Genomic DNA, 24,966 nt, shown 5'->3' on the forward strand with positions numbered 1-24,966 from the left:
TCCCTTTCTGTTCTGTGTCATCGCACGCCCACTGGCCATACCCATGGGGACCAGAACCACCGGACACGAGGAGCCCATCTACCCGACACCCGAAGACGTCGGCTGACTACCGTAAGCAGCTAACCCAGAGATGGGAGATGCCGGATCTTATGTCCGCATTCCCGGTGCCTCCGCCACATCCAAGGGTCCCGGCCGGAACGCGGATCTCCAAAGCCGAGCGAAGGATACGGGTCGCAACCGCGTCAGGCCAGACAGGGGGCCAGCCGGCGCGGTGTCTGTCCCACCACATTCACGACTGGACGCCACGGCCCGGGCGGCGTACTCGTATGCCGATCGATGCGGCACCGTACACCATTGCGGCGCAGGGGTGGTGGCGGGTGGTCGCGCCCGTGTGCGCCGCGGGGTGTCCTCGTCGCTCAGGCCCGCTCTCAGGCCCGCTCTCCGGCCCGCTCAGAGGTACAGGCCGGTAAGCCCGTCATCGAGCCGCTGGGCGGCCACCGCATGCACATCCCGCTCGCGCAGCAGAACATAGGTGGCCGAGTGCAGCTCGACCTCGGCCCGCTCCTCGGGGTCGTACAACACCCGGTCACCCACCTGGATGGTGCGCACCGCCGTGCCCGCGGCAACGACGTCGGCCCAGGCCAGGCGTTTACCCATCTGCGCTGTTGCCGGAATGACGATGCCGGCCTTGGACCGCCGGTCCGCCGCGTCCTCCTTGGGCTGTACCAGCACGCGGTCGTGCAGAAGCCTGATCGGCAGTCCGCCGGCCTGGGTGACACTCGCCGGGGTGTCCACCCCGGCCGACCCGCGGGCCCCGTTGACTTCGCCGGACACAACGCTCACAGGTCTGGACACTACCCGCCCGCGAAGGAACCGATGCGGCCCCCCCGCACACCAGCGGGACACAGATTCGGCGTCTCCGGCGCCTCTGCCACCATTCCTTCCCGCTCCAGCCCGCCGTTCCCGCTCCTGACCAGGCTCGGCTCCGCTCCCGGCGGCCACCGGATCCCGGCCCGCCTTCGGCCCGCTCCCGCACGGTGACCGCACCGACAGCAGATGGCCGCATCGAGGACGCCTGATGCGGGCAGAACGCCGGTCGACACCGTTTCGACGTATGACCGCAATCAGCGCAGAGAGCGCTCAACCCTCCCAGAGACGGAATGGTCTCCCAACGGGGTATAAGCTGCCGCCCATCGCCGCCCGGGCTGGCGCTGACGGGCGGCGTGCCGTGGCACCTCTGGATCGTCCGTTGGCGCCCTCCGAAACTGTCGGCCCGTAACGAACCTCAGGATGGGGCACCACCATGGCATTGCGCATCAGTGTCGACCTCGACGGTCTGCGCTGGGCCGATCTGTTCCGGTTCGTCGATCTCGCCCGGAACGGCGGGATCGGCGCGGAGGATCAGGTCGACGTCATCACCTACGGCAGCGATCCGATGTCGGTGAGCCTCTCCGCCCGCATCTACCCGGCAACCGAGGGTTTCCTGTCGACCGAGCAGGCGGACACCTCCGGTGACAGCATGCACGGCGCCCCGCTGTCGATCGCACCCGGCGCGAACGGTTCCAGCGGCTACGGATACGAGGCGAACGGCACCGAGCGGCCCGCGTCCCCGAACGGAGCCCACTACCCGGCGTTCGACAACAGCCAGGACCGATCGGCCGCGCCGGCCGCCCCGGCCATGCCGCCCTACGGGCCGGGCTACGACGCCGCCGGGGACCGCGGCGCGCCGCCGGCCGGCACCCACTACCCCGCCTTCGACGGCCAGCCGGACCGGATGCCGCCGGCGAACGGCGCCGGCCAGTTCGCGGGTTTCGAGTCCTTCGACCGCCAGGCGCCCGGAGAGAAGCCCGGAGGTGCCCCCGGTCAGGTAGAAAGTCCCTACATTGAGGAGTTTGCCCGGCTTCAGGAGGGTCTGATGCGTCAGGTGCGCCGCACCGACGAGGTCCGGCCAGACCGCTCCTGATCAGCGGCGGACCACAACGCCAGGAATGCCGACGAAACCGGGCCGGCGCGTGCGGGCGGCGGGCATCACGCGGACCAGGGATCCCCGCACCCCTTCGACGGTCACGACAAGTAATCTCGACAAGACCGTCAGCACCGGCTTTCACTGGTTTTCGGACGCAGAACGTAAGGCACCCGTAACAACACCCTCTTTCGTTCTACACCGTTCGCGCCTTGTCGGCCGCTATGGTGCATGCTGCGTCTGATGGACGATCCGCGGCTAGGCGACGTCGAGCACTATCACGGGCGACTGCGCTCGGAGCTCGACGTCATTGCGCGTGGGCCGGTGCTGGTCGGACCAAAGATCATTGAGCACATCAACTCCCTGATCACCCTGATCGATCTTCACCAGCCCAACGAGTTCGATCTCTGCCTGAGCTGCGACCGCCTCTGGCCATGCTCCTCGATCGTGGCGATCACCGGTGTCTCGCCCGACGAACCGGGCCTGGCGGACGAGGCCGAGCCGGCCGATCTCGAAATCCCCGGCGATGTCCTGAACCACGCCCAGCTCGGTGAGCTCCCAGCGCCGATTCCCCCCGTGGGCCGTATTCTCCCCCCCGCGTCAGCAGGGGCCCCGGCACCAATGCCGTCCGTGCCGATGACGCCGGCAGCCCTCGCGCCGGTGCCTGCCGTGCCGGCAACCACAGCACCCGCTCCGGCGATGCGGACGCCAGCCGCCGCGGGGCCCGCGGTCCCAGCCATGGCCGCTCTGGCACCGAGCGCTGGCGGCGGGCTGCCCCGCGAGGATCGCAGTCACGACCCGGCGGGCTATGCCCCGTCCGGCTACGAGGCCGGCCAGCGCGACCGTGGCCATGGCCCACGGCCCGGTCCGGACTCCCCCCGCCCCACGGCCGGGCGTCCCGAGCAGGGCCGACTCGCCGACGGGCCCCGTCACGGCGAGGCCGCGCGTCACGCCTACGACCCGCGCTACTCCGGACCGCCGCACCATCGGCCAGAGCCCAGGCCGGGCGAGATCCACCGGTACGAGGACATGCCTGGACCCGCCGGTGCGCCTCGTCAGGGCGGCGGGCCGCCGCGGTATCGCGACGAACCCCGCCGTGACCAGGCGCCCCGTCACGGTCAGGAGCCTCGTCACGGTGGCGAACCCCGTTACGGCAGCGAGCCGCGTTACGGCGATGAGCTCCACTACGACAACGAGCCCAGTTACCGCGGTGAGCGTGCCGCTGTGGACCGGCGGCTCGGCGAGCCCCGCCGTGAGGGGGCCCACGACCTGCGCGAGACCCTCGGGTCCCATGCCTCCCGCAGCCCCCGCGCCGCCGGCCCGGAGCAGCATCGCCCGGAGCAGCATCGCCCGGACCAGCGCGGCGAGCAGTACGCGGCCGGTCCGCCGCTGCCCGCCGGCGGGCGTCCCGGCCCGCTGCCCGCAGCGCCTTTCGACGCCGATATCCCGTTCCCACCCGCACCCGTGCGTCAGCAGCCGCCGGGCCAACCGCGTCCCACCGGCGCGGTCCCCCGGCTGCCCGGTATCGCCGCCCCGGGTATGACCCCGGCGCCGCCGGATCCCGCCCCAACGCCGGCACAGGCACCCACCGCCCGCCGGGACGGACGCCACTACGCCGCGCCGACCGGTGCGCACACCGGTGCGCCGCGGCAGGAGCGGCCGCCCCACCTTCCTGGCCTGGCCCCGCCCGCCCCGGGTGAGCGCACCAGCCAGGTCCCCGGCCAGCCCGAGGACGCTCGTCCCGCACGCCGGACGGCGCCCGCCGGGGTACCCGGTGGACCGGCGCGGCGCCCGGACGACCGCATCGAGGGAATGCCGACCTCAGCTCGCCCGGCGGACCAGGCTGCCCTGCCCCGATATCCGGACGGGATCGCGGTACCAGCCTCGCGCCCGGCGCCACCGATCTCCGGCCCGGTCGAGATCGCCGGCCGCGCCGAACTGGCCGCCGCCCGGGCCGGTGATGGACCGCCACCGCGGCAGCTGGGTGAGTCCCGCCCCAGCGCCGGATGGCAGGCCGGCGAGGCCGGCTTCCTCGCCGCACCGGACGGCTCCACCCCAGCGGCGGGGCGGCCCGCCCCCACCGGGGGTTTCGGCCGAGACCATCTCGCCGGTGGAACCGGTGGGTCACGTGGCCCTGACGGTTCCCGCGGCGTCGGCGGGCCCGGACCGACCGGCGGCGCAGACCGGGGGCTGCGCGGGCAGGGCAGCGGTGGGCAGGGCAGCGGTGGGTTCGCCGTCGACGGTCGTGCATCCGGCCCGCCGCCCGTGGATCGTCTCGGCCTGCCCCGGCACCCGCAGTCCGAGGCCGGACGAACCGGACGAGGCCCGATCGGAGCTGGACCCACCGGGCTCCCGCATTCCCGCCATGGCGCCGACCACCGGTCGGCCCGAGCCGCCCACCACCCGCCCGGCCGCGCCGCCTCGACGTCTGCCGATGACCGGGCGCCGTCCGCCTTCCGTGGCCCGGCAGCGTCGCCGGACGGGACCGGGCCAGACGCCCCCGCCGGCCCGGCGGCTCAGACCGGCAGGGGCGGGCTGACGGCCGCGGCCGCCCAGATCGACCAGGCCCAGGTCGACGAGGTCACCAGGGCCTGGCTGGCCCGGCGCGAATCGGTGCTGGACGGCATCGACGTGATCTGAGCTGGTGGCCGGTCGCGTGAGCCGGTCACGGTGAGACCAGTCGCAGTGAGCAGCCTGCGCACGGGTCCGCGCCCTCCCGGGTCGGCACAGCCTCGGACGGTAAGGCATGCGCGGCGCGTCGCCCTGCGCCGCATGGTCCCGCACGGTATCCAGGAGCAGCCCGGTGCGGACGAGACGACCGGCGGCCACGAACGGTGCATGTTTGAGGTGCCGGACGGTGTGGCAGGTACGCGTCGCCGGGCAGCGCGTCCGGCGCGAGGGCGGCGCCGTGTGCCGGACCGCCTCGCTCGACCCCACGGAAGGTGAGGCGTGGCAGGAGCCCTGACCGCACGCTTCGACCTGCCCGCCGATTCCCGGACGGCCGGACGGGCCCGTCGGCTTGTCGCCGAACTGCTGGCGGCCTGGAACCGGGCCGAGACCGTCGAGGTCGCACAGCTGCTCGTCAGCGAGGTCGTGACGAACGCGGTGCGGTTCATCGGCGACCGGGATGCCCTGTGCCTGACCGTCGCGCTGCGCGTCGACCGAATCCGCATCGCGGTCGACGACGGAAGCTCGCTGCGTCCCGCGTTGCGGACGGCCGCGGACGACGACGAGTCGGGGCGGGGCATGCACCTGGTCGCGGCGCTGGCCCTGCAGTGGGGGGTCGTCGACCGGCCAGAAGAGCAGGGTACCGGCAAGCAGGTCTGGTTCGATCTGCCCCGCCAGCCCGAACCCCCGCGCCAGGAAGGGTCCCTGGAAGCCGCCTGCGGCACCTGACTCCAGCGTGGCGGACCCGAACCGCGGGAACCTTGACGGTGCTGGCCCCGTCGCGGGAAGGCCAGCTCGAAGCAGGTCTCCATCACACAGAAGTCGACCGAAATATCACTTTTTATGGGCAGATAGGAATGCAGCTCGGCAATCCGCTCGAACCGACCGAGCAGGAGGTCGCGTGACGTCGCAGAGAGCAGGCGGCGTGCCGCCGATGGCAAACATGCCCGACCCCTGCATGCTGGCCGAGCAGTCGTCAGCCCAACGGTGTGGATACTTCAGCCGCTGTTCAGGCAACTCGCGTACCGTGATCGCAGCTCACCGTGCAATTGTCATCGCCGCGGCACCAACCCAACGGGGGTTGTCATCGAGTTTCCGGTCGTCCTCGGCGCGCATGGCAACGAAGGCGTCACGGCTGTCCGCGAGCCGGCCATGATGACCTCCGCGGCGCAGGTACCCGACACGGTCGACCCGCATCGCCACGTCTTCGCCGAGCCGCTGGCCTTGGCGCTGGATGCCGGCGCCGCCCGGGCGCGCTCCCGCCGACGGACGGTCGCCTACGTGGTCGCCGCCATCGTCCTGCTCGCCGTCCTGGGGGTGCGTTTCCGTGGGGACGCGGCGTCCCGGCTGTCCGGGGTGCCGGCGCCCCACTGGCACTGGCTGGCCGCCTGCGCGGGCTCCACGGCGCTGTTCTACGTCGCCAACGGCGTCTCCCTGCGCTCGGCCAGTGGCCTGCGGATGCCGCTGCGCACTGTGACGGCGGTCCAGCTCGCCGCCGCCGCGACCAACCGGATCGTCCCCGCCGGCCTCGGCGCGATCGCCGTCCACCTGCGCTTCCTGCAACGGCGTGGGATGACCCGGCCCGCGGCGCTGGCCGCCATCGCGTCGGTCAAGGGCGCGGGCGCGATAGGTCATCTGGTGGGCCTCGCGATCGTGGCGGGCACGCTCAACGGCTCCGGGATCGGCACGGCGGTCGTCAGCCCCATGCGTTCCACCGTCGAAGACCTCGGTGCCGGCCCGACCATGCTCGCCTGCGTGGTCGTGGGGGCGCTGGCGACCGGCACCATCGCCCATCCGCGGGTGCGGGTGATCATTCGGCCGGCGGCCCGGGTGTTCCGCGGCCACCTGTCGGTACTGGCGCATTCGCCCTGCCGCGCGGCGTCGCTGCTGGTCTCCCAGGCCGGCACCCGGCTGTTCCAGATCCTCGCGCTCGCCAGCGCCGTCTGGGCGTTCGGCGCCAGCGTGTCGCTGATGTCGGTCGCGACCGTATACCTCGTCGGTTCGCTGGTCGCGGGGGCGGCACCGACCGCGGGTGGCGTCGGCGCTCTGGAGCCGGCGCTCGCGTTCGGCCTCACCGCGGCCGGCGGCAGCGCGGGGACGATGCTTGCCGCCGTCCTCGTCTACCGCGTGATCAGCTTCTGGCTGCCGGTCGTGCCCGGCGCCCTAGCGCTCGCCGGCCTGCGCCGCAGCGGAAATCTCTGAGCGCCGGACAGCGTCGCGGCGCTGCCGATCCGCCCCCAGAGCGCCGATACTGATCCCGTCCCGGCGCGCGCTGAGTTCGGCCGGCGAGTCCCGGGCGGACCTGGTGGTGCTGGCGACCAGCACGCCGGATCACCCGTGTCCGGCGACGGCTCCCGAAGTGGCTGGCAGACTCGGTCTCGGGGAGGCGCCGGCCTTCGACATCGCGGCGGTGTGCAGCGGCTTCGTCTATTTCATGACGCTGGCCGACCGCTATGCGATGGCGCTGGACGGCCCGCCGCCGGACGCCCAGCACCGGGTCGTCTACGTCGTCCGGCCCACGGGCAGTAGCAGCCAGTGACTCCTCACTGCGCGAGGACGTCCGCCATCGAGCAGATCGCCGCGCCTGCGCGCGCGAGCTCATCGAGCGCCCGGGTGTGCTCCGCCACCGTTACGCTCGCGGTGGCATCGGACACGACAGAAACGTCAAAGCCCGACGCCACCGCCGTGCCGGCGGTGGCGGACACGCCGTGCGCGGTGGACAGCCCCGCGATCACCAGGCTGGTGCGGCACTGTTCACGCAGCAGCTCGGCAAGGCCGGTGCCCGCGAAGGCGTCCAGGCCGTCCTTGGTGACGAGAAGGTCGCCGGGCTGCGGCGCCAGGGCGGCGACGAGCTGGTTCGGTGCGGCCTGGGGCCCACCGTCGCGGCCGTCGGCACGCAGATAGCGCACGATCACCGTCGTCGCCGTCGTTTCGGTCAGGCCGGCACGCAGCCGGGCACAGGCGTCGACGACCTGCGTGCCCGAGATCGGCGCCCACGGCATGTCGACGATCCAGTGCTGCAGATCGACCAGGACCAGGGCTGTCGTCTCGCCACGCCGGTTACCGGCCATCGCCGCCGCCTCCACACGTGACCCATCGGAATCGTCAGACACGCGCACGCTAGAAGAGAGACGCAGATGGAACGGTTTGTGCGGACACGAGACGATCTTAGCGCCCGTTGGATCCGCCCGCGGCGTGATGGGGAACAGCCCGCTCCAGCGCGGGATGCGGGCCGCCTGATCACCCTATTGGATCTTGAATGGGCGATGGCCCCGGTTCCGGTCGTGTCCGTGTCGAGGTGGCTGAGCGCACACCAGGTGGTGCGGGAGGGGGGACTTGAACCCCCACGCCCTAGGGCGGCAGGACCTAAACCTGCTGCGTCTGCCATTCCGCCACTCCCGCGTGGCACCAGCGTAGCGAGCGAGCGCCGGACGCTCACGGGCCGGTTCTTCTCGGCTCTGAACAGCCGTTACGCAGCGCGGAGGCATGAGTCCGGATACGGCTCAAATGGTTCGCACAGGTTTGCCGGGCAGGATCCGGGAGAGATGACACTGCGTGCACTGGGGTCGGATGTCGGATGGCCGATCCGCACGGCCGGCTGGCTCGCGGCACTGTGGTAGCAGCACCGGTCGCCCGCGCAGTACGCGGCCGCGCGGTCGGTACTGGCCGGGAACCCGAGGACGGGAACCCGAGAACGGGGAGACGACGCCGATGACCAACCCGAACGTCCGCGACGGCGCCGTACCGCCCGGCCTCCCCGACTCCCCCGACCCGGCCGCGACCGCGGCTCTCGCCGATCAGCCGGTGTCACGGGCCCAGCAAGCGCTGACCGAACGTAACCGGGCGTTGCAGCTGATCCACAGCGGCCGGCCCGCGACGGCGACCGTCGACGCCCTGCACGACACCGGTGCACGGGTGAACGGGCGAGCCGTGACGGAGGTCCGACTCCTGGTCGACCGGCCGGATGGCGGCGCCTACCCGGTGGTACGCGCCGCGCTCGCCCCGGCCCCGGACGCCGATCTGGCGACGATGGCGGTCGCGTCCTCCGGGCGGCCGCGGCGCATACCGGTCCTCGTCGACCCAGGACGGCCCCACAACGTGCTGCTTCGCTGGGACCTACGCCCGGCGAGCTGACCCCGGGCCCCTGACATTCGCCGGGGGGCGCCCCGGGCCCGCCGCCGGTCTCAGCGTCGGCGAGGCTCAGGCGTCGGCGAGGCTCAGGTCGCGCAGGAGTTTGGCAACGTGTCCGGTGGCACGCACGTTGTACTGCGCCACCTCGATCGCGCCGTCGGCACCGATGACGAACGTCGAGCGGATCACACCGACGGTCTTCTTTCCGTACATCGTCTTCTCACCGAACGCGCCGTAGGCCTGCAACACCGCCCGGTCCGGGTCGGACAGCAGCGGGAACGTCAGCGACTGCGCGTCGCGGAACTTCGCGAGCTTCGCTGGCTTGTCCGGGGAGATGCCGACGACGTCGATGTCGGCGCCGCCGAGCAGGGCCAGGTTGTCGCGGAAGTCGCAGGCCTGCTTCGTGCAGCCTGGCGTGGATGCGGCCGGGTAGAAGTAGACCACCACACGACGGCCGCGGTAGGAGGCCAGCGACACCTCGTTGCCATCGGCGTCGGGCAGGGTGAACGGGGGCGCGGGGTCGCCGACGGACAGGCGGGTGGCGGTGGCGGTCTCGGTCATGGGCAGACAAGCTAGTCGTGGTCCGCGCGCGACGGCAAACCCAGGGGTTCGGCGGCCCGCGCGGACCACAGGGCGAGAGGTGACCAGCCCGCTCAGGCCGCCGCGTTGACGGCGGCGGTGAAGCCCTCGGGCGTGAGCTGATCGTTGGCGAGGGTCCTGCCCGCGATCTTCATTGTGGGGGTGCCGTTCACGCCGGCCTTCGAGGCGTCGTCCTCGACCTTGTCGACATAGCCGTCATAGGTGCCCTTGTTCACCGCGTCCTTGAAAGCCTGCGAGGTCAGGCCCGCCTTGGCGCCGAGCGAGATCAGGGTGGCGTTGGTGAACCCGCCGGTCCTCTCCTCGGGCTGATTGGCGTACAGGAGGTCATGCAGCTGCTCGAACTTGCCCTCGTTCGCCGCCGCGGCACCCGCGTTCGCCGCCCGCACCGACTCGGGGCCCAGGAACGACATCATGTGGTACGTGATCTTGATCTTCCCGCTGTCGACCAGGCTCGTGACCGTCGAGCCCGTCTCAGTCTCGAACTGCTTGCAGACGGGGCACTGGAAGTCCTCGTACATGTCGACCGTGACGGGGGCGCTGGCCTTGCCGACCACGAGGCCATGATCAAGGCCGGTGGCCGTCGTCGGCAGCACGACGGGCTTCGAGCTCTGCCGTGAGTTCTGCACGACGAAGCCGATCACGCCGACGAGGACGAGGACTCCGACGACCACGCCCGCGATGATCAGATTGCGCCGCTTTCGTTCCGCCGCCGCCGCGGCGGCCCGGACGGCTGCGGCCTTCTGGCGCCGCTCCTCGGCGCTGGTGCTACTTTTTGATGCTTTCGAGGCCATCTGCGTCACTCCTGGGGCCGTCATCGGTCAGCGTGTCGTCGCCTTCCGGGGCGGCGTCACTGCCGTCGGGCAGATCACCGTCCGCCGGAATGCCGAGGTCGACCGGTCTGTCGAGCAGGCGGTCCGCGGCGAGGTAGCCGCTGGGCCGCCAGGCGAGCAGCACCGCGACGAGCAGCAGCAGGCTGTCGCGGATCAGCTCGGAGGTGTAATGAGTGGGGGCGCCCGCACCGAGGTCGCCGCCGGAGGAGAAACAGCCACAGTCGATGTGCAGGCCGCGGGCGGCCGCCGAGGCGATGGCCGCGATGTACATCGCGAGCATCAGCGCGGACACCGAGGCCGTGACCCGCACGGCGAGGCCGACGAGCAACAGCACGCCGAGTGAGATCTCCAGGAACGGCACGCCGTAGGCGACCGGATGGACCAGCGCCTCGGGCAGGATCCGGAAGGCGCGCACGGAGCGCACCATCCCCGCCGGGTCGCCGATCTTGAGCAGCCCGGCGGCGAGCCAGACGGCGGCGAGCACGAGGCGCAGGACGGTGGAGACGATGCGGCTCGCCGGCTGCGACGGCAAGCTCAAGCGGTGGGCGATCGTGGTCATGTCCGTTCCGGTCCGGCCGGCTCGGCCGCTAGTCTGGGAAGATCGTCGATGTAGTTCTGGATGCTCGTGCCCGCCAGGTACAGCGCGCGGACCCGATCGTCACGAGCGAAGGCGATCACCTGCGAGCCATGGGTGACCAGCACGGAGCCGTCAGCCTGCACCCGCGGCCTCGCCAGCGGGACGCCGAGCGCCTCGGCCTGTCCCTGGACCTGGTCGAACGGCCCGCGGACCCCGATGAAGCTCGCGTCGAACTGTCTGAGCCAACGAGCGAGAACCGGCCCGCTATCCCGATCCGGGTCGGTCGTCGCGAACACGACCGCGATCTGTGTCCGAATGTTCGGTTTCATCTCCCCCAGGGCCGCGGCGAGGTCGGCCATCGTGGTGGGGCAGACGTCCGGGCAGCGCGTGTAGCCGAAGAACAGCAGGACAATCTTGCCCTCGGTGCGGGCCCGGAGGTCGAACGGTGCCCCGGCGGTGTCGGTCAGGTTCAGCGCGGGCTTGGCGAGCCGGCGCTCGGGCACGATGCCGTGCAGCCCATCGCCACCGGCGACACCCCCGCCACCAGACGCATCGACGCCCCCGGCGTCGGCCAACCGCACCGTGTCGTCGGTACCGGAACCGGCGCAGGCGCCGACCAGCAGCACCGACGCCAGCGCCAGCGCCGAACCGGCCGCCGCGAGTCGTCGCCGCGACCGGGGCGGAACCGGACCAGCTCCATCCGACTCCCGCGGGCCGTCACGCACAAGCCAAGCCTAGTCCGCACCACCCCCGTCCCCCGGGCGCCGAAACGCCCGCCGTCGACAGGTCCACCGGCCCGTTTCGGCCCTGTCCCGGTTCGTCGGGTACCGGCCGCGGGGACCGGGTCGCCGTGGCGCGGCAGGTGAACGCGGTGGCGGAGCGGGTGAGCGCGGCGACGAGTCAGATGAGAGGTATGTCCCGACGTCCGCGTCGACGTTTCGTCTCGCCGGTGGGTGGTGGGTCTGGCACGATCGGAACAGGCTGGCCACACCCGACGCGGGTCGTCGCGCCGCCATCCGTACCGGACGAGAGGGCAACATTCGTGCCGCAGGACCCGGCCGCCATCCAGCAGCAGATCGAACAGACCCGCGCCGAGCTCGCCGAGACCATCGACGCCATCGCGGAGATCGTCAGCCCGCGCCGCGTCGCCGAGCGGGCCCAGGATCAGCTGCGAGCCCGGACCGCCGAGCTGCGCCAGCGGTACGGACCCGCCTTGGGCCTCGCCGCGGCGCCGTCGGCGGCCCTCGAGCCTGGGTCGCAGGAACCGGACCTGTCCGGCGCGCCCGCGGGGCCGTCGGCGGTGGTTCGGGTGGTTCGCTGGGAGCGGGTCGTGCTCGCTGGCGGCACCCTGCTGGTGTTCGTGGGCGGGGTGCGCCGTCGCCGTCGGCGGCGGGCGGGCCGGCGCGGATGAGCCGCCGATGAGCCCCGCCGCTCCCGCCGGCCGAGTGGTGCTCCTGCGGCACGGCCAGACGGCCTGGAGCCGCGATGGCCGGCACACCGGGCGCACCGACGTACCGCTGACCAAGGAGGGCGAGCGACAGGCCGAGGCTCAGGCCGCGCACCTGGCCGAGCTGTCGTTCGCCCTGGTGGCGACCAGCCCGCGGCGCCGGGCGCGGCACACGGCCGACCTCGCCGGGCTGGTCGCCCCGCCGGTGGCCGAGCGGGTGGTCTGGGACGACCTCGCCGAATGGGATTATGGCGACTACGAGGGCATCACCACCGCCACGATCCGCCAGACCGTCCCCGGTTGGACGGTCTGGGGCGCGCCGGTGCCCGGCGGCGAGCGTGCCGACCAGGTCGGGGCCCGCGCCGACGCGGTGCTTGCCCGGATGCGGCCATCACTGGAGCGCGGCGACGTGGCCCTCGTCGGCCACGGGCACATGCTGCGGGTCCTCATCGCCCGCTGGCTGGGCCTGCCGGCCCGCGAAGGCGCGCACTTCATCCTCGGTGCCGGGAGCCTGTCGATGCTCGGCCACGAGCACGAGTCCCGTGTGATCGAGCTGCTCAACCTGCCCGGCTGACGGAGGACGGCCGGATCCGGGTGATGGACGGGACGGGCGCCGCCGCCGAGCCCGACAGGCAGCTCGCCGGCGGCGCCACGCTGCTGGCGCTCAGCCCAGAGGTCGGTTCAGCCGGAGCAGGAGGATGCGGCTCTTCACGCCGGAGTCCACCAGGCGGCCGGAGGCGTCGAAGGTACCGAGGCCGAAGTCGTTGTCATTGGCCACCGCGATGCTGCGCGGGCCGAGGACGGCCACGCCCTCGATCTTGTCGGGCATCCCGGGGACGGCCTCGAGGTCGACGGCCAGCGTCTTGGGCAACCCGGTGACGCCGGCGCTCGCCGGGTCCGCCAACGATTCCAGGGATGGCGAGGTCGTGGCCGTGTCCCACTTCGTGCCGAGGATGTTCGTGGCCTTGCGCAGGTCGACGGTGTAGAGGCGGGCCACCGGGTCGGTGCGCTCGTCGACCAGCAGGGTGTGGTCGTTCACGGCCGCGAGCGAGGAGATCTTCAGCTCGGACGGGTCGCCCTCGGCGCTCGGGTCGAAGGTCGTGACGTCCTGGAGACGGTAGACGTACTCGCCGGTGACCTTCTTCGAGGCGGTGTCAAAGCGCAGGATGCGGGTGTTGCGCGAGGCGTCACCGGTGTCGGAGTCCGGCACCTGCAGCGGGCTCTGCACGGCCAGGTAGAGGGTGCGGCCGTCGGGGGCGAGTGCGACGCCCTCGAACCCGCGGTTGGTCTTGCGGCTGCCGAGGATGGCGGGCAGCGACGCGATCACCGGGTAGTCCGAGCCGGTCAGCTTCACGCCGGCCGGGATGTACCGGGCCAGCACCTTGCCGGTGGCACTGATCCGCAGTAGCGACGGGCTGTACTCGTCGACCACCCAGAAGTCACCGTCCCGGGTCCGGACGAGGCCCTCGGTGTCCAGGCCGTTCGGATTGAACGCGAGTTTGGTGGTGGCGTCCCAGGCGTAAGGCGTCTCGTCGTAGCCGTCGATGTTGGACAGGCCGGTGACGGGCTTGCCAGGTGTGGTCGTGATCGGCACTGCGGACAGCACCTTGATGGCCGCGCCCTCGACCCGGACCCGCAGGATCGCCGGGTCGAACCCGGGCACCGGGAAGGTGCGCCGGTTCTTCCCATCCACCTTGATCTGGCCGTTGGGACCGCGGTCGGTGATGGTCCAGAACTCGTTCGGTCGACCCGCGGGATACAGGTCGCTGCCGATCCCGCCGAGCCTGACCCCGTGGTCGTCGTCGACGGACCCTGGGATCAGGCGGCTGGCGAAGTCCTTCAGATTGACGTCCGGCAGTGTCGCCGTCGCGGTCACCGTCGGCACGGTCGAACCGCCGCGGATACCGGATCCGGCGCCGGGTGCCGCGACCGCCGTTCCCTGCCCGGCCACGAGGCCCACCGGCAGGGCCAGGGCGACCGCCGCGACCGCCAGCCCGCCGCGACGCCCGACCACCCGTCGCCACGCCGCGTTCCCCCGAGATGCCGCGTTCCCCCGCATTGACGCCGCGCGCCCGGCGCTTCCCCCGCTGCTCATCGACCAGCTCCTGTCACGTCCCTGTACGGCCGCCGAAAGACGACCGAGACGGGACGTTAGGAGCCGGCGATGGACGGACGATGAACCCCGGTTGACCAGAGCCGCTCCGTGGTGCGACCGACCGCGCGCGCAGACGACCGATCCGGACTGCTCAGAGGCCATTCCTCCGAACAGGCAGCCCACCAATGGGCAGGGCCCGCAGTGCACGGCCCTCGCAGCGCACAGTCCTCGCAGCGCACAGTCCTCGCAGCGCACAGTCCTCGCAGCGGACGGTCCTCGCAGCGGACGGTCCGCTCAGCCGACGGAGCCGAGGCGCAGCAGCCGGGTCGAGCCGGCGGTGACCCGCGCATGGCAGTGCCGGCAGGCCAGCTCCGGCTCCAGCTCGGCACCGCAGTCGTGCTCGAAGCGGGTCGGCGGCGGGCCCTCGGTGACGTGCCGGTCTCCCCAGTCCATGAGCGCGAGCAGGATCGGCGCGAGTTCCCGGCCGGCCTGTGTGGGGACGTACTCGTCGCGCGGCGGACGCTGCTCGTACTGCCGGCGGGCCAGCACACCGCGCTCGACGAGGCCACGCAGACGGGCGGCGAGGATGTCGCGGCTCGCGCCGGTGTTGCGGGCGATCTGGTCGAACCGCCGCTCCCCGAGCAGCACCTCCCGCAACACCAGCAGGCTCCACTTCTCCCCGACGACGCCCAGCGCGCCCGCGATGGAGCAGTCCCGCCCGACGGTCTTGTCCCGCTCACCGCCGGTCCGCTGCCCACCGCCGGTCCGCTGCCCGTCAGCCGTCACGGTCCAGTCCTCCTCGCCGAACGCCCGCCCCACCCGGGGCGAACCGATCCGTCTGCCACCCGATCCGTCTGCCGCCGTCGGTGTCGGTCTGCCCGCCTGGTCGTTCCACCCACCGCGTCGGTCCGTCTTTCCAACCTACCGGTTGACCCAGGCCCGCCCACCTCCAATAGTCAGTTGGAAAATCCAACTATGCTGGATCCAACCCCGGAGTGCCCCATGGATCGCCAGGACGACCGGAACCGTCGACCTGACCAGGACCGCCCGGACTCACCGGCACGACGGTCCGCTCTGCCGGCGCGGCTCGCGGCACACCCGTCGGTGCGCACGGTTCTCGCCCGTCAGACCGATTCCGCCGCGCCGGGCCGGGCCGCCGCCGACCCGGCGCGGCGCGGCGATCCGGCCAGGCAGGGTGAGCCGCCGATCGTCGATGCCGGCTGGCTGCGCGAGGTGGCGCTGCGGGCCGGCGCCGACGACGTGGCCGCCGTCCCACTCGGCCGCCCCGAGCTCGAGTCCGAGCGCCCGCACGTCGAGCGGGCCCTGCCGGGCACCCGCAGCCTGGTCTCGATCGTCGTCCGGATGAACCGGGACAACGTGCGATCGCCGGAACGCAGCGTCGCCAACCAGGAGTTCCACCACAGCGGCGAGATCGTCAACACGGCCGCCCGGCGGATCGTCCGGGAGCTGCAGGACGCCGGGTACCGGGCGGTGAACCCCTCGGCCACCTTCCCGATGGAGATGGACCGCTATCCGGGCCGGATCTGGGTGGTGGCGCACAAGACGGTGGCGGTGGCGGCCGGGCTCGGCGCGATGGGCATCCACCGCAACGTCATCCATCCCCGGTTCGGGAACTTCGTCCTGCTCGCCACCCTGCTACTCGACGCGGAGGTCAGCGAGTACGGCGCGCCCATCGAGTACAACCCCTGCCTCGAGTGCAAACTGTGCGTCGCCGCCTGCCCGGTCGGCGCCATCGAGCGGGACGGCACGTTTCATCCGATGGCGTGTTTCACCCACAACTACCGGGAGTTCATGTCCGGTTTCACCGACTGGGCCGAGACCGTCGCGGACAGCACGGACGGTGCGGACTTCCGAGCCCGGGTCAGTGACGCGGAGAACGCCTCGATGTGGCAGAGCCTGTCCTTCCGGGCGAACTACAAGGCCGCCTACTGCATGGCCGTGTGCCCCGCCGGCGAGGATGTTCTCGAGCCGTATCTCGCGGACCGGCGCGCGTTTCTGGATCTCGTTCTGCGCCCCCTGCAGGACAAGGTCGAACCGCTCTACGTCACCGCGGGCTCCCCCGCCGCCGAGTACGCCCACCGGCGTTTCCCGCACAAGGAGATCCGCCTGGTCGGCGACGCCGGACGGTCCCGCCGCCGCATGGACCCGGACGAGGGGAAGGACAAAGGGCGGGACGGACCCGCGAAGGAACGAGGGACCGGTGCGAGCGAGCGGTAGAGCGAACAGATGGCAGAGCGAGCGGTAGGTTTGTCCGGATGGACATCACGGGAGCCGACCGCCGCCCGGTCCGGCCGGGTGAACCTGGTGGGACGGATGCGTCCGGGGCCCGCTCGACGCGTCTCACCCTCCTCGGCCCGGCCGCCGACCCGCCGTTCGACCGAGTGACGAGTGTCGCGGTGGTGGCGGTCACCGACGGCGACCAGCTCGTCGTCGCCGAACTCGACCGCGGCCTGGACATCCCCGGCGGGCACGTCCAGCAGGGCGAGACCTCCCTCGCCCAGACGGTGCGCCGGGAGGCCTGGGAGGAGATCCGGGCCCGGCTCGGCGACCTGCACCCCGTCGAGGTCATCGAATCGGACTATTTCGGCCCGGACGACCTCTCGTACATGGTGATCCTGACCGCCCGGGTACGTGAGCTCGGCGCCTGGGCGGCCACCCATGAGTCCCACGGGCGCCAGGTGCTCGGACCGCAGGAGTTCCTCGCCCGCTACCGCGGCGACGACCCGGCGCTCATGCGGCACCTGGTGACGTCCGCCCTCGCTGTCCTGCCGACGGTCTGACACCCTGGGCCCGCCCGGCACCGGCCACCGGCAGAACCAGTCCATCGGCGGAACCTGCCCATCGGCGGAGCCGGCCCACCAGCAGAGGGAGTGTGACCAGATGCGGATCGGATTCATCGGTCTGGGCGGTATGGGCAGCGCGATGGCCCGCACCCTGCTCGACGCAGGCCACACCGTGCTGGTGTGGAACCGCTCCCCCGGGCCGGTCGAACAACTCGCGAAGGCCGGCGCCGTCCCGGCGAGCATCGACGAGGCCTTCGCGACCGGCCTCGTGCTCAGCATGCTCGCCGACGACCAGGCGGTCACCGTGCGCCTGCTCGATCCGGCCGTGCTGGACGCCGCCCCGGCCGGGGCACTGCACGTCAACATGGCCACGGTCAGCACGGCGCTCGCCGAGCGTGCGCTGGACGCGCACACCGAGCGGGGCCTGCGCTACGTTGCCGCCCCCGTCTTCGGCCGCACCGACGCGGCCGCCGCGGGGAACCTGGTGGTCGTCGCCGCGGGCGAGGCGACGGCGCTCGACGAGGTGCGGCCGCTGTTCGACGTGGTCGGCCGGCGGACCTGGACGGTCGGGGACACCCCGGCCGCCGCGAACCTCGTGAAGATCTTCGGCAACTACCTCATCGCCTGCTCGATCGAGGCGATGGCCGAGGCGACGGCCGCGGTCGAGGCCGGCGGTCTCGACCCGGCGCAGTTCATCGAACTGCTGACCGAGAGTCTGTTCACCGGGCCGGTCTTCGCCGGCTACGGCGCAATGATCGGGAACCGCGACTACGAGCCGGTGAACTTCCGCCTGCCGCTGGGGTTCAAGGACGTCCGGCTGGCACTGGCCGCCGGGCGGGAGCGCAACGTGCCGCTGCCCTTCGGCGGGGTGCTTCGCGACGCGTTCATCGACGCCCTCGCGCACGGCCAGTCCGACGATGACTGGGCCGCCATCGCCGAGACCGCTCGGCGCCGCGCCGGCCTGGCCTGACCTGACCCAGCACGGATCCGGCACGGGGGTCGGGTCCGGCGCACATCCGGCGCAGCCTCAGATTGCCCACCGGTCGGCGGTGGCGGCCGTCTCCCACGGTTCGCCGCCGCCCGCGCCGACGTGCCCCGGGCCAGCGGCATAGGTGGACCTGGCCTCGTCCGGGCCTGCGCCGTCATCCGCGCCCGCCACATAGTCCGAGTCCGCGTAGTCCCAGCTCGGGGACCACTCTTCCGCGTGCGGTTCTACCGCGAGACGCGGGATCACGAGCCAAGCAGTGATGTCAACCCCCACGACGATGGGACCCGATGTGGGTCGGGTTCAGTGAGCGTGCCACCTACCCCCCGTTCCTATCCCCGGTATCCGAGTTACGGCGCCGATCGACGCCAACCCGACAGACGGGATGCCACCGTGGTCCGAAGGCCATGGCCCGACGGTGCCGGCCGGAGCCTCCCCGGGGATACAGCCTCCCTGGGGATGCCCGGCCGGACACCGCCCGGACCGAGGAGCGACTGGGCATCACGAGTCGGGGACGGATGGGAACGACCCTGACACCACAGCCGCGACCTCAACCTACCTGCTCGATAGCGTGTAGTCACTGATCGATTACAGGCAGTTCGAGCGTACACCCTCTTTGCGATCCTTCAACCCGTATGCCGACGGCGAGGCCACCGCGTGCCGCGCACCCCTTCCGCAGGCACTTCCAAGAGCCCACCCGACATCTCCACCTGGTCCCGGGTTTTCGCATTCGCCGGCCCACCCGCAGCCGCGATGTCGACCGAGCCACACATCGTCCGGACGCGGCACACCGAGGGGTCTGCGCGGGTAGCAACCGAGCATGACCGCAGCGGAACACACCGGACAGACCGGTACGATCCATGACTTGAGCGAGCTGTCCGGCATTGGACAAAGGTTTCGTGATGACAGCCACAGGGTGAGCGCAGGGTTTCCGGCTTAGTCTGATCCCTCATGAGTGGCGCGCCGGTCGGAGTGTTCGACAGCGGGGTCGGCGGTCTCACCGTGGCTCGCGCGATTCTCGACCAGCTCCCGCACGAGCCGCTGGTCTATCTCGGTGACACCGCCCGGGCACCATATGGGCCACGCCCGCTGGCCGAGGTCCGCCGGCACGCCCTCGAATGCCTGGACCGTCTGGTCGCCGAGGGGGTGAAGGTGCTCGTCATCGCGTGCAACACCGCCAGCGCCGCCTGCCTTCGCGATGCCCGGGAGCGTTATGACGTCCCGGTCATTGAGGTGATCATGCCGGCGACCCGGCGGGCGGCCGCGGCCACTCGCAGTGGCCGCGTCGGTGTCATCGGCACGGTCGCGACAGTCACCAGTCGTGCCTACGACGACGCGTTCACCGCGGCCTCGGCGGTAGCACTCACCAGCGTCGCCTGCCCGGCGTTCGTGGACTTCGTGGAACGGGGTATCACCGCAGGGCGCCAACTGCTGGGATTGACCGAGGCGTACCTCGCACCCCTGCAGGAAGCGGACGTGGACACGGTGATCCTGGGGTGTACGCATTATCCGCTGCTGACCGGTGTGATTGGCCTTGTCATGGGGGAAGGCGTAACACTGGTGAGTAGCGCCGAAGAGACAGCGAAGGACACCTACCGGGTACTGGCGCGCGAAGGCCTCTTCCGTGATCCCGAGCTTCCACCGCCGAGTCACCGCTTCCTGACGACTGGCGATCCGACGGCGTTCTCCCGGGTGGGCCGAAGATTCCTCGGTCCCGAGCTCGGCAGCGTCCGCGGGGTGCCGCCGAGCCCGGCACCGCACACGTCGCTGCCCGACACCTCGCTGCCCGCCCTGCCACGCACCACGAGCGCCCAGCCCAGCGCCTCAGTCCAGCCCAGTCCCTCAGTCCAGCCCAGTCCCTCAGTCCAGCAGAGCCCTCCCGTCCAGCAGAGTCCGGTGGTGCCACGGTGAAACTGACCATTCTCGGCTGTTCCGGCACGTATCCCGGGCCAGCCTCGGCCTGTTCGTCGTACCTGATCGAATCGGACGGTTTCCGGCTCGTCATCGATGCCGGCAACGGCTCCATGGGCGAGCTGCAGAAGCACTGCGATCTGCGGGACATCGACGCCGTCCTGCTCAGCCACCTGCACGGCGACCACTGTCTGGACCTGGTGGCGAACTCCTATGCCCGCCGTTACCACCCCGAGGGCACGCCGCCCAAACTCCCCGTCTACGGACCGATCAACACACAGGAACGTCTGTGCGGCGCATTCGAGAAGTGGCCGGACGACAGTCTGGCCGACATCTACGATTTCCGCACCATCGGGGCCGGATGCCTGCATATCGGGCCATTCCGCATCGATCTCACCCGGGTCGCCCATCCGGTCGAGGCCTATGGTGCGCGGGTCACGGCCGGAAACCGGGTGCTGACCTATTCGGGCGACACCGGGGCGTGTGACCGGCTCGTCCGGCTGGCTCGCGACAGCGACCTGTTCCTCTGCGAGGCGTCCTTCCTGGACGACGAGGACAACCCGCCCGACCTGCACCTGACCGGCCGTGAAGCCGGTGAGCACGCCCGACGCTCCGATGTCGGGCATCTGGTGCTCACCCATCTTGTCCCCTGGGGCAACGCCGCCCAGTCGGAGGAGGAGGCAAGCGCGGCGTTCGACGGCACGCTGACGGTCGCCACCCCTGGCGCCACCTTCGAGATCTGACCGGCTGCGGCTGACCGGCCCGCTCGATGGGGCTCCGCTCTCCCCTCGGGCATGTGGCCTGATCGGCCGGATGGCGACGGCCGGTAGGGTCACGGAGTGACTCGAGTCGATGGCAGGAAGCCGGACGAGCTGCGCCCGGTGACCATTGCGCGCGGATGGCAGGAACACGCCGAGGGCTCCGCCCTCATCACTGCTGGCCGCACCCGCGTGTTGTGCGCCGCGTCGGTGACCACAGGCGTTCCCCGCTGGCGCAAGGGCAGCGGGTTGGGCTGGGTCACCGCAGAGTACTCGATGCTGCCCCGATCCACGAACACTCGCAACGACCGGGAGTCGGTCCGCGGCCGGGTCGGCGGGCGCACCCACGAGATCTCCAGGCTGATCGGACGCAGCCTGCGGGCCTGCATCGACCTGTCGGCGCTGGGCGAGAACACCATCGCCATCGACTGTGACGTCCTGCTTGCCGACGGCGGCACCCGCACCGCCGCGATCACCGGCGCGTATGTCGCCCTGGTCGATGCCACCCGCTGGCTCGGCCGGCCCGCGGCCATCACTACGAGCATCGCCGCGGTAAGCGTCGGCGTCGTCGGCGGTGCGGCGATGCTTGACCTCGCCTACGCCGAGGACTCCACTGCCGACACCGACATGAACGTGGTGTGCACCGGCGCGGAGGGCTTCGTCGAGGTGCAGGGCACCGCCGAGCGCACGCCATTCGACCGTGCCATGCTCGACAACCTGCTCGACCTGGCCGTGCGCGGCTGCGCGCGGCTGACCGCGATCCAGACCGAGGCCCTGCAGGGCCCGCCGCCCGCCGGTCCGCCCCCGGCCAGGAACCCGGCATCGTCGGGTGCCCGGTGAGCCGCCCGACCGGGCCGACCCGACTGGTCCTCGCCAGCCGCAACACTGGCAAACTCGTCGAGCTACGGCGGATTCTCGCGGCCAGCGGCCTCACGGTGGAACTGGTGGGCCTGCCGGCCGGCGAGGAGGTCGCCGAGACCGGCACCACCTTCGCCGAGAATGCGCTGATCAAGGCGCGTGCCGCCGCCGCCCTGACCGGCCTTCCCGCCGTCGCCGACGATTCGGGCCTCGCCGTCGACGAGCTGTCGGGCATGCCCGGCGTGCGCTCGGCCCGCTGGTCGGGATGCCGCGACGGCGCCCGCGAGCAGCGCGACGAGGCCAACAACGCACTGTTGCTCGCCCAGCTCGACGACGTCCCACCGCCACGGCGCGGCGCCGCGTTCATCTGCGCGGCGGCCCTGGTCACCCCGGAAGGCATCGAGCGGGTCACTCACGGTGAGTTGCGCGGGGTGCTGCTCACCGCCCCCCGCGGCGACGGCGGTTTCGGCTACGACCCGCTGTTCCTCGCCGACGGCCAGACCCGCACCAACGCCGAGCTGACCGCCGACGAGAAGGATGCCATCAGCCACCGCGGCCGCGCCTTCCGCGACCTCGCCCTACAGATAGGCCAGGTCCTCGCCACCGTCTAGCACTGCCACCGAGACGCGAGCGAAACCCCTAGGCCCAGAGCTGCCCTTCCAGGGCTGCCTCGGCTTCCTCCAGGGTGCCGGCGTAGGCGCCGGTGGACAGGTACTTCCAGCCGCCGTCGCAGACGATGAGGGCGATCTCGGCCGGGCGGCCCTCGCGGACGGCCCGGTCGGCCTGGCCCAGAGCCGCGTGCAGGATGGCGCCGGTGGAAATGCCGGCGAAGATGCCCTCTTCCTGGACCAGCTCGCGGGTGCGGCGCAGCGCCTCCTTCGGGCCGACCGAATAGCGCGAGGTCAGCACCGACGGGTCGTACAGCTCGGGGACGAAGCCCTCGTCGATGTTGCGCAGGCCGTACACCAGCTCGCCGTAGCGCGGCTCGGCGGCGACGATCGCGATTCCGGGCACCCGTTCCTTGAGGTACCGGCCGGTGCCCATCAGGGTGCCGGTGGTACCCAGACCGGCGACGAAGTGGGTGATCTCCGGCAGGTCCTCGAGGATCTCCGGACCGGTCGTCTCGTAGTGGGCCTGGGCATTGGCGGGGTTGCCGTACTGGTAGAGCATGACCCAGTCGGGGTTCTCCGCCGCGAGGCGTTTCGCCACGGCGACGGCCTCGTTCGATCCGCCGGCGGCCGGCGAATACCTGATCTCGGCGCCCCACATCCGCAGCAGCTGGCGCCGCTCCACCGAGGTGTTCTCCGGCATGACGCAGACCAGCCGGTAGCCCCGCTGGCGACAGACCATCGCCAACGAGATACCGGTGTTACCGGAGGTCGGCTCCAGCACGGTTGCTCCCGGGGTGAGCAGCCCGCGCTTCTCCCCGTCGGCAATCATCCACAGCGCCGCTCGGTCCTTGATCGAACCGGTCGGATTGTCCTGTTCCAGCTTCGCCCACAGCCGAACCTCCGGCGACGGCGAGAGTCGCGGAAGCCCGACCAGCGGGGTCCGGCCGACCGAGTCGGCCAGGGAGTCAAATCGCACGTGTCGGGCCTGCCGCTCGAATCCCGCCGGCTCAGCCGGCTCAGCCGGCCCCGCCGGCGACCGCCGGCAGGATGGTGACCTCGTCGCCGTCCTGGAGCTTCGCGTCGAGCCCGCCGAGGAAACGCACATCTTCGTCGTTGACGTAGATGTTGACGAACCGGTGCAGCTCGGCGCCGTCGTCCCCGGTCACCAGTCGGCCGCGCAGCCCGCTGTAGCGGGTGTCGAGGTCGCGGAACAGGTCGGCGACGGTGGCGCCCGCGCCCTCGACCAGCTTCGCACCTCCCGTGTGGGTACGCAGGATCGTCGGCACACGGACCTGGACTGCCATGATGTTCCTTTCGCGCTGCGGTGACGGCTTACTGCTGGGACGCCCGGACGGCCCCGGACGCGGTGGGAGGGCACCAAGGCGCCCGATACGAGGATGCCTGAGGCGACCCTGCGGGGAAGGCCCGAGGACGGCTTCGGCTTCCCGGGAGACAACGCCCGGGAGGTTCAGACGATTTCCACCGGTTCCTCGGTGACCACTCCATCGAGGATCCGGAACGAACGGAACTCGGTGCGGTCGGGCTCGCGGGTCGACGCCAGGACGTAGTGGGCCTCGGGGATGGAGGCCTGCGCGACGTCGGTCCGCGACGGATAGGCCTCGGTCGCGGTGTGCGAGTGGTAGATCACGACTGGCTCCTCGTCGCGATCATCCATCTCCCGGAAGACCTTCAGCTTCTCTGCCGCGTCGAACTCGTAGTAGGTCGGCGAGCGCTGGGCGTTCTCCATCGGGATGAACCGCTCCGGACGGCCCGACCCCAGGGCGCCGGCGACCACACCGCAAGCCTCGTCCGGGTGGTCACGCCGGGCATGGGCGACAATTGCCTCATAACAGGCGCGGTCGATTCGCAGCACTGACCCACCGTACGACGCGGACGGGCCGGAAGGCCCGGAGCTCGGATAATAGGCCTGAGCGATCAGCCGAGGGCCCGGGTGAGATCGTCGAGCAGCTCGGTGAGAAAGCCGTACACCGCCGCGAGCGGCCGGCGCGGATCATCGGTGTCGAGGTGCTCCAGCCCGTCGGTCGAGTCGTCGTCGGTCAGGTCCAGCCGGGTGCCCAGCACGAGGCGTAGATCATTGAGGGTGGTCAGCCAGTCCTGCGCGGCATCCTCGTCGAGGAGCAGCACCCGCCCCGGCCCCGGCATGGCGGCCAGCACCCGGCGGGCGGCCTCCCGCTTGCGGGCCAGCAGATCGTCGGTGCGGCGGCGACGGAAATCTCCGGACGCCATCGGATCGTCCGGGTAGGGATCGGGCAGCAGCCGGGACAGAGCCGGGTCATCCGGCGGCGGGGGGGCGGTGTCCCGCAGGCCGACGAGCGCCTCGAGCGGGTCCTCGACCGGCGGCGGCTCGAGCATCACGTCGATCTGGCCGACGAGCTCGCCGAGCAGTGCGGCCTCAAGCTCCGGCAGGCGCAGCTCGATGCCGGCCCTGGTGCGACGGAAACCGTCTGCGGCCACGTCATCACGTCCTCATCGTCCTGCGCGCGTCCGGTCGCCAGCCTAGTGGATGTCTCCGCGGGTTCGTCGGCGGCGGCGGCGGACGGGCAACGACTGACAGCGCACGCCGACAGACCCAAGCCCCGCCCGGTGGGCAACCGAACCGGCTACCTGCCCAGCCGGCGCCCGAAGGGCTCATACACGCCCGGATCCGGTCATCCGCGGCGGATTTCGCGAAGCCGGGGCCGGATCCCTCGGCTCACACCGCGGGATCC

At 71.5% G+C, this 24,966-nt stretch carries 28 protein-coding genes and 1 tRNA gene; 15 read left to right on the top strand and 14 right to left on the bottom strand.

Annotated elements, in window-relative coordinates; genetic code table 11:
- Positions 1-450: 450 nt before the first annotated feature.
- The gene (locus tag MXD95_RS24720) at positions 451-843 is read right to left on the bottom strand and encodes a GroES family chaperonin (RefSeq protein ID WP_250643130.1); all 393 of its coding nucleotides are present in this window, start codon (positions 841-843) and stop codon (positions 451-453) included.
- A gap of 460 nt (positions 844-1,303) precedes the next feature.
- Between MXD95_RS24720 and MXD95_RS24725 the strand changes: the two genes are divergently transcribed.
- From MXD95_RS24725 to MXD95_RS29750, 5 genes are all read left to right on the top strand, one after another.
- A complete protein-coding gene (locus MXD95_RS24725) occupies positions 1,304-1,963 on the top strand; it encodes a hypothetical protein (protein WP_250643131.1) in 660 nt (219 codons plus the stop codon).
- A 243-nt stretch (positions 1,964-2,206) separates the two neighbouring features.
- Positions 2,207-4,603: a hypothetical protein gene (locus tag MXD95_RS24730; protein ID WP_250643132.1), complete on the top strand. Its 2,397-nt coding sequence runs from the start codon at positions 2,207-2,209 to the stop codon at positions 4,601-4,603.
- 309 nt (positions 4,604-4,912) lie between these two features.
- A complete protein-coding gene (locus MXD95_RS24735; protein WP_250643133.1) occupies positions 4,913-5,359 on the top strand; it encodes an ATP-binding protein in 447 nt (148 codons plus the stop codon).
- Positions 5,360-5,785: 426 nt separating this feature from the next.
- Positions 5,786-6,832 (top strand): lysylphosphatidylglycerol synthase transmembrane domain-containing protein, encoded by a 1,047-nt coding sequence (locus MXD95_RS24740; RefSeq protein ID WP_250643134.1) that lies wholly within the window; start codon positions 5,786-5,788, stop codon positions 6,830-6,832.
- A gap of 157 nt (positions 6,833-6,989) precedes the next feature.
- The gene (locus MXD95_RS29750; RefSeq protein ID WP_250643135.1) at positions 6,990-7,169 is read left to right on the top strand and encodes a hypothetical protein; all 180 of its coding nucleotides are present in this window, start codon (positions 6,990-6,992) and stop codon (positions 7,167-7,169) included.
- 4 nt (positions 7,170-7,173) lie between these two features.
- Here the strand turns inward: MXD95_RS29750 and MXD95_RS24750 are convergent, their stop codons facing one another.
- Complete coding sequence (locus tag MXD95_RS24750; protein ID WP_250643136.1) at positions 7,174-7,701, bottom strand: cysteine hydrolase family protein; 528 nt, start codon at positions 7,699-7,701, stop codon at positions 7,174-7,176.
- Between the two features lie 247 nt (positions 7,702-7,948).
- Positions 7,949-8,032: transfer RNA gene (locus tag MXD95_RS24755), tRNA-Leu, on the bottom strand.
- Between the two features lie 309 nt (positions 8,033-8,341).
- Here MXD95_RS24755 and MXD95_RS24760 point away from each other — a divergent pair.
- Positions 8,342-8,764 (top strand): hypothetical protein, encoded by a 423-nt coding sequence (locus MXD95_RS24760; protein ID WP_250643137.1) that lies wholly within the window; start codon positions 8,342-8,344, stop codon positions 8,762-8,764.
- A gap of 66 nt (positions 8,765-8,830) precedes the next feature.
- Here the strand turns inward: MXD95_RS24760 and bcp are convergent, their stop codons facing one another.
- The 4 genes from bcp to MXD95_RS24780 all read right to left on the bottom strand — a co-directional run bounded on the left by bcp (position 8,831) and on the right by MXD95_RS24780 (position 11,493).
- A complete protein-coding gene (gene bcp, locus MXD95_RS24765) occupies positions 8,831-9,322 on the bottom strand; it encodes a thioredoxin-dependent thiol peroxidase (protein WP_250643138.1) in 492 nt (163 codons plus the stop codon).
- A 92-nt stretch (positions 9,323-9,414) separates the two neighbouring features.
- Positions 9,415-10,152, bottom strand: a complete 738-nt coding sequence (locus MXD95_RS24770; protein WP_250643139.1) for a DsbA family protein — start codon at positions 10,150-10,152, stop codon at positions 9,415-9,417.
- The gene (locus MXD95_RS24775) at positions 10,127-10,729 is read right to left on the bottom strand and encodes a MauE/DoxX family redox-associated membrane protein (RefSeq protein ID WP_374122132.1); all 603 of its coding nucleotides are present in this window, start codon (positions 10,727-10,729) and stop codon (positions 10,127-10,129) included. Before MXD95_RS24775 ends, MXD95_RS24770 begins: the two co-directional genes overlap by 26 nt.
- 17 nt (positions 10,730-10,746) lie before the next feature.
- Positions 10,747-11,493 carry an SCO family protein gene (locus tag MXD95_RS24780; protein WP_250643141.1) on the bottom strand — a complete coding sequence of 249 codons (747 nt, stop codon included), beginning with the start codon at positions 11,491-11,493 and terminating at the stop codon, positions 10,747-10,749.
- 317 nt (positions 11,494-11,810) lie between these two features.
- On the opposite strand from MXD95_RS24780, the gene MXD95_RS24785 reads away from it, so the two are divergent.
- On the top strand, positions 11,811-12,179 hold the full coding sequence (locus MXD95_RS24785) for a DUF3618 domain-containing protein (RefSeq protein ID WP_250643142.1): 369 nt from the start codon (positions 11,811-11,813) through the stop codon (positions 12,177-12,179).
- Between the two features lie 7 nt (positions 12,180-12,186).
- Positions 12,187-12,789 (top strand): histidine phosphatase family protein, encoded by a 603-nt coding sequence (locus MXD95_RS24790; RefSeq protein WP_250643143.1) that lies wholly within the window; start codon positions 12,187-12,189, stop codon positions 12,787-12,789.
- Positions 12,790-12,879: 90 nt separating this feature from the next.
- Here the strand turns inward: MXD95_RS24790 and MXD95_RS24795 are convergent, their stop codons facing one another.
- Together MXD95_RS24795 and MXD95_RS24800 are read right to left on the bottom strand one after the other, a co-directional pair.
- Complete coding sequence (locus tag MXD95_RS24795) at positions 12,880-14,310, bottom strand: esterase-like activity of phytase family protein (protein WP_250643144.1); 1,431 nt, start codon at positions 14,308-14,310, stop codon at positions 12,880-12,882.
- Positions 14,311-14,604: 294 nt separating this feature from the next.
- On the bottom strand, positions 14,605-15,015 hold the full coding sequence (locus tag MXD95_RS24800) for a winged helix-turn-helix transcriptional regulator (RefSeq protein WP_250643196.1): 411 nt from the start codon (positions 15,013-15,015) through the stop codon (positions 14,605-14,607).
- Between the two features lie 297 nt (positions 15,016-15,312).
- Between MXD95_RS24800 and MXD95_RS24805 the strand changes: the two genes are divergently transcribed.
- The 3 genes from MXD95_RS24805 to MXD95_RS24815 are packed head-to-tail and all read left to right on the top strand — an operon-like array spanning position 15,313 to position 18,084.
- A complete protein-coding gene (locus MXD95_RS24805; RefSeq protein ID WP_250643145.1) occupies positions 15,313-16,548 on the top strand; it encodes a (4Fe-4S)-binding protein in 1,236 nt (411 codons plus the stop codon).
- Between the two features lie 38 nt (positions 16,549-16,586).
- A complete protein-coding gene (locus MXD95_RS24810) occupies positions 16,587-17,111 on the top strand; it encodes an NUDIX domain-containing protein (RefSeq protein WP_250643146.1) in 525 nt (174 codons plus the stop codon).
- A 43-nt stretch (positions 17,112-17,154) separates the two neighbouring features.
- Entirely contained in the window at positions 17,155-18,084 is a 930-nt protein-coding gene (locus MXD95_RS24815; protein WP_308301580.1) for an NAD(P)-dependent oxidoreductase, read from the top strand.
- 57 nt (positions 18,085-18,141) lie between these two features.
- Here the strand turns inward: MXD95_RS24815 and MXD95_RS24820 are convergent, their stop codons facing one another.
- A complete protein-coding gene (locus MXD95_RS24820) occupies positions 18,142-18,348 on the bottom strand; it encodes a hypothetical protein (protein ID WP_250643148.1) in 207 nt (68 codons plus the stop codon).
- Between the two features lie 702 nt (positions 18,349-19,050).
- On the opposite strand from MXD95_RS24820, the gene murI reads away from it, so the two are divergent.
- From murI to rdgB, 4 genes are all read left to right on the top strand, one after another.
- Positions 19,051-20,010: a glutamate racemase gene (murI, locus tag MXD95_RS24825; protein WP_250643149.1), complete on the top strand. Its 960-nt coding sequence runs from the start codon at positions 19,051-19,053 to the stop codon at positions 20,008-20,010.
- Complete coding sequence (locus MXD95_RS24830) at positions 20,007-20,753, top strand: MBL fold metallo-hydrolase (protein WP_250643150.1); 747 nt, start codon at positions 20,007-20,009, stop codon at positions 20,751-20,753. Before murI ends, MXD95_RS24830 begins: the two co-directional genes overlap by 4 nt.
- A 96-nt stretch (positions 20,754-20,849) precedes the next feature.
- A complete protein-coding gene (rph, locus tag MXD95_RS24835; RefSeq protein WP_250643151.1) occupies positions 20,850-21,608 on the top strand; it encodes a ribonuclease PH in 759 nt (252 codons plus the stop codon).
- A complete protein-coding gene (gene rdgB, locus MXD95_RS24840) occupies positions 21,605-22,237 on the top strand; it encodes an RdgB/HAM1 family non-canonical purine NTP pyrophosphatase (RefSeq protein ID WP_250643152.1) in 633 nt (210 codons plus the stop codon). The genes rph and rdgB overlap by 4 nt, the downstream gene beginning before the upstream one ends.
- A 28-nt stretch (positions 22,238-22,265) precedes the next feature.
- Here rdgB and MXD95_RS24845 read toward each other — a convergent pair whose 3' ends face one another.
- The 4 genes from MXD95_RS24845 to MXD95_RS24860 form a co-directional block, all read right to left on the bottom strand.
- The gene (locus tag MXD95_RS24845; RefSeq protein ID WP_250643153.1) at positions 22,266-23,213 is read right to left on the bottom strand and encodes a PLP-dependent cysteine synthase family protein; all 948 of its coding nucleotides are present in this window, start codon (positions 23,211-23,213) and stop codon (positions 22,266-22,268) included.
- Between the two features lie 40 nt (positions 23,214-23,253).
- A complete protein-coding gene (locus MXD95_RS24850; RefSeq protein ID WP_250643154.1) occupies positions 23,254-23,541 on the bottom strand; it encodes a MoaD family protein in 288 nt (95 codons plus the stop codon).
- Positions 23,542-23,705: 164 nt separating this feature from the next.
- Positions 23,706-24,110: a M67 family metallopeptidase gene (locus MXD95_RS24855; RefSeq protein ID WP_250643155.1), complete on the bottom strand. Its 405-nt coding sequence runs from the start codon at positions 24,108-24,110 to the stop codon at positions 23,706-23,708.
- A 62-nt stretch (positions 24,111-24,172) separates the two neighbouring features.
- Complete coding sequence (locus MXD95_RS24860) at positions 24,173-24,712, bottom strand: DUF2017 domain-containing protein (RefSeq protein WP_250643156.1); 540 nt, start codon at positions 24,710-24,712, stop codon at positions 24,173-24,175.
- Positions 24,713-24,966: the final 254 nt, after the last annotated feature.

This window comes from Frankia sp. AiPa1, from assembly GCF_023243075.1.
GTDB lineage: Bacteria > Actinomycetota > Actinomycetes > Frankiales > Frankiaceae > Frankia.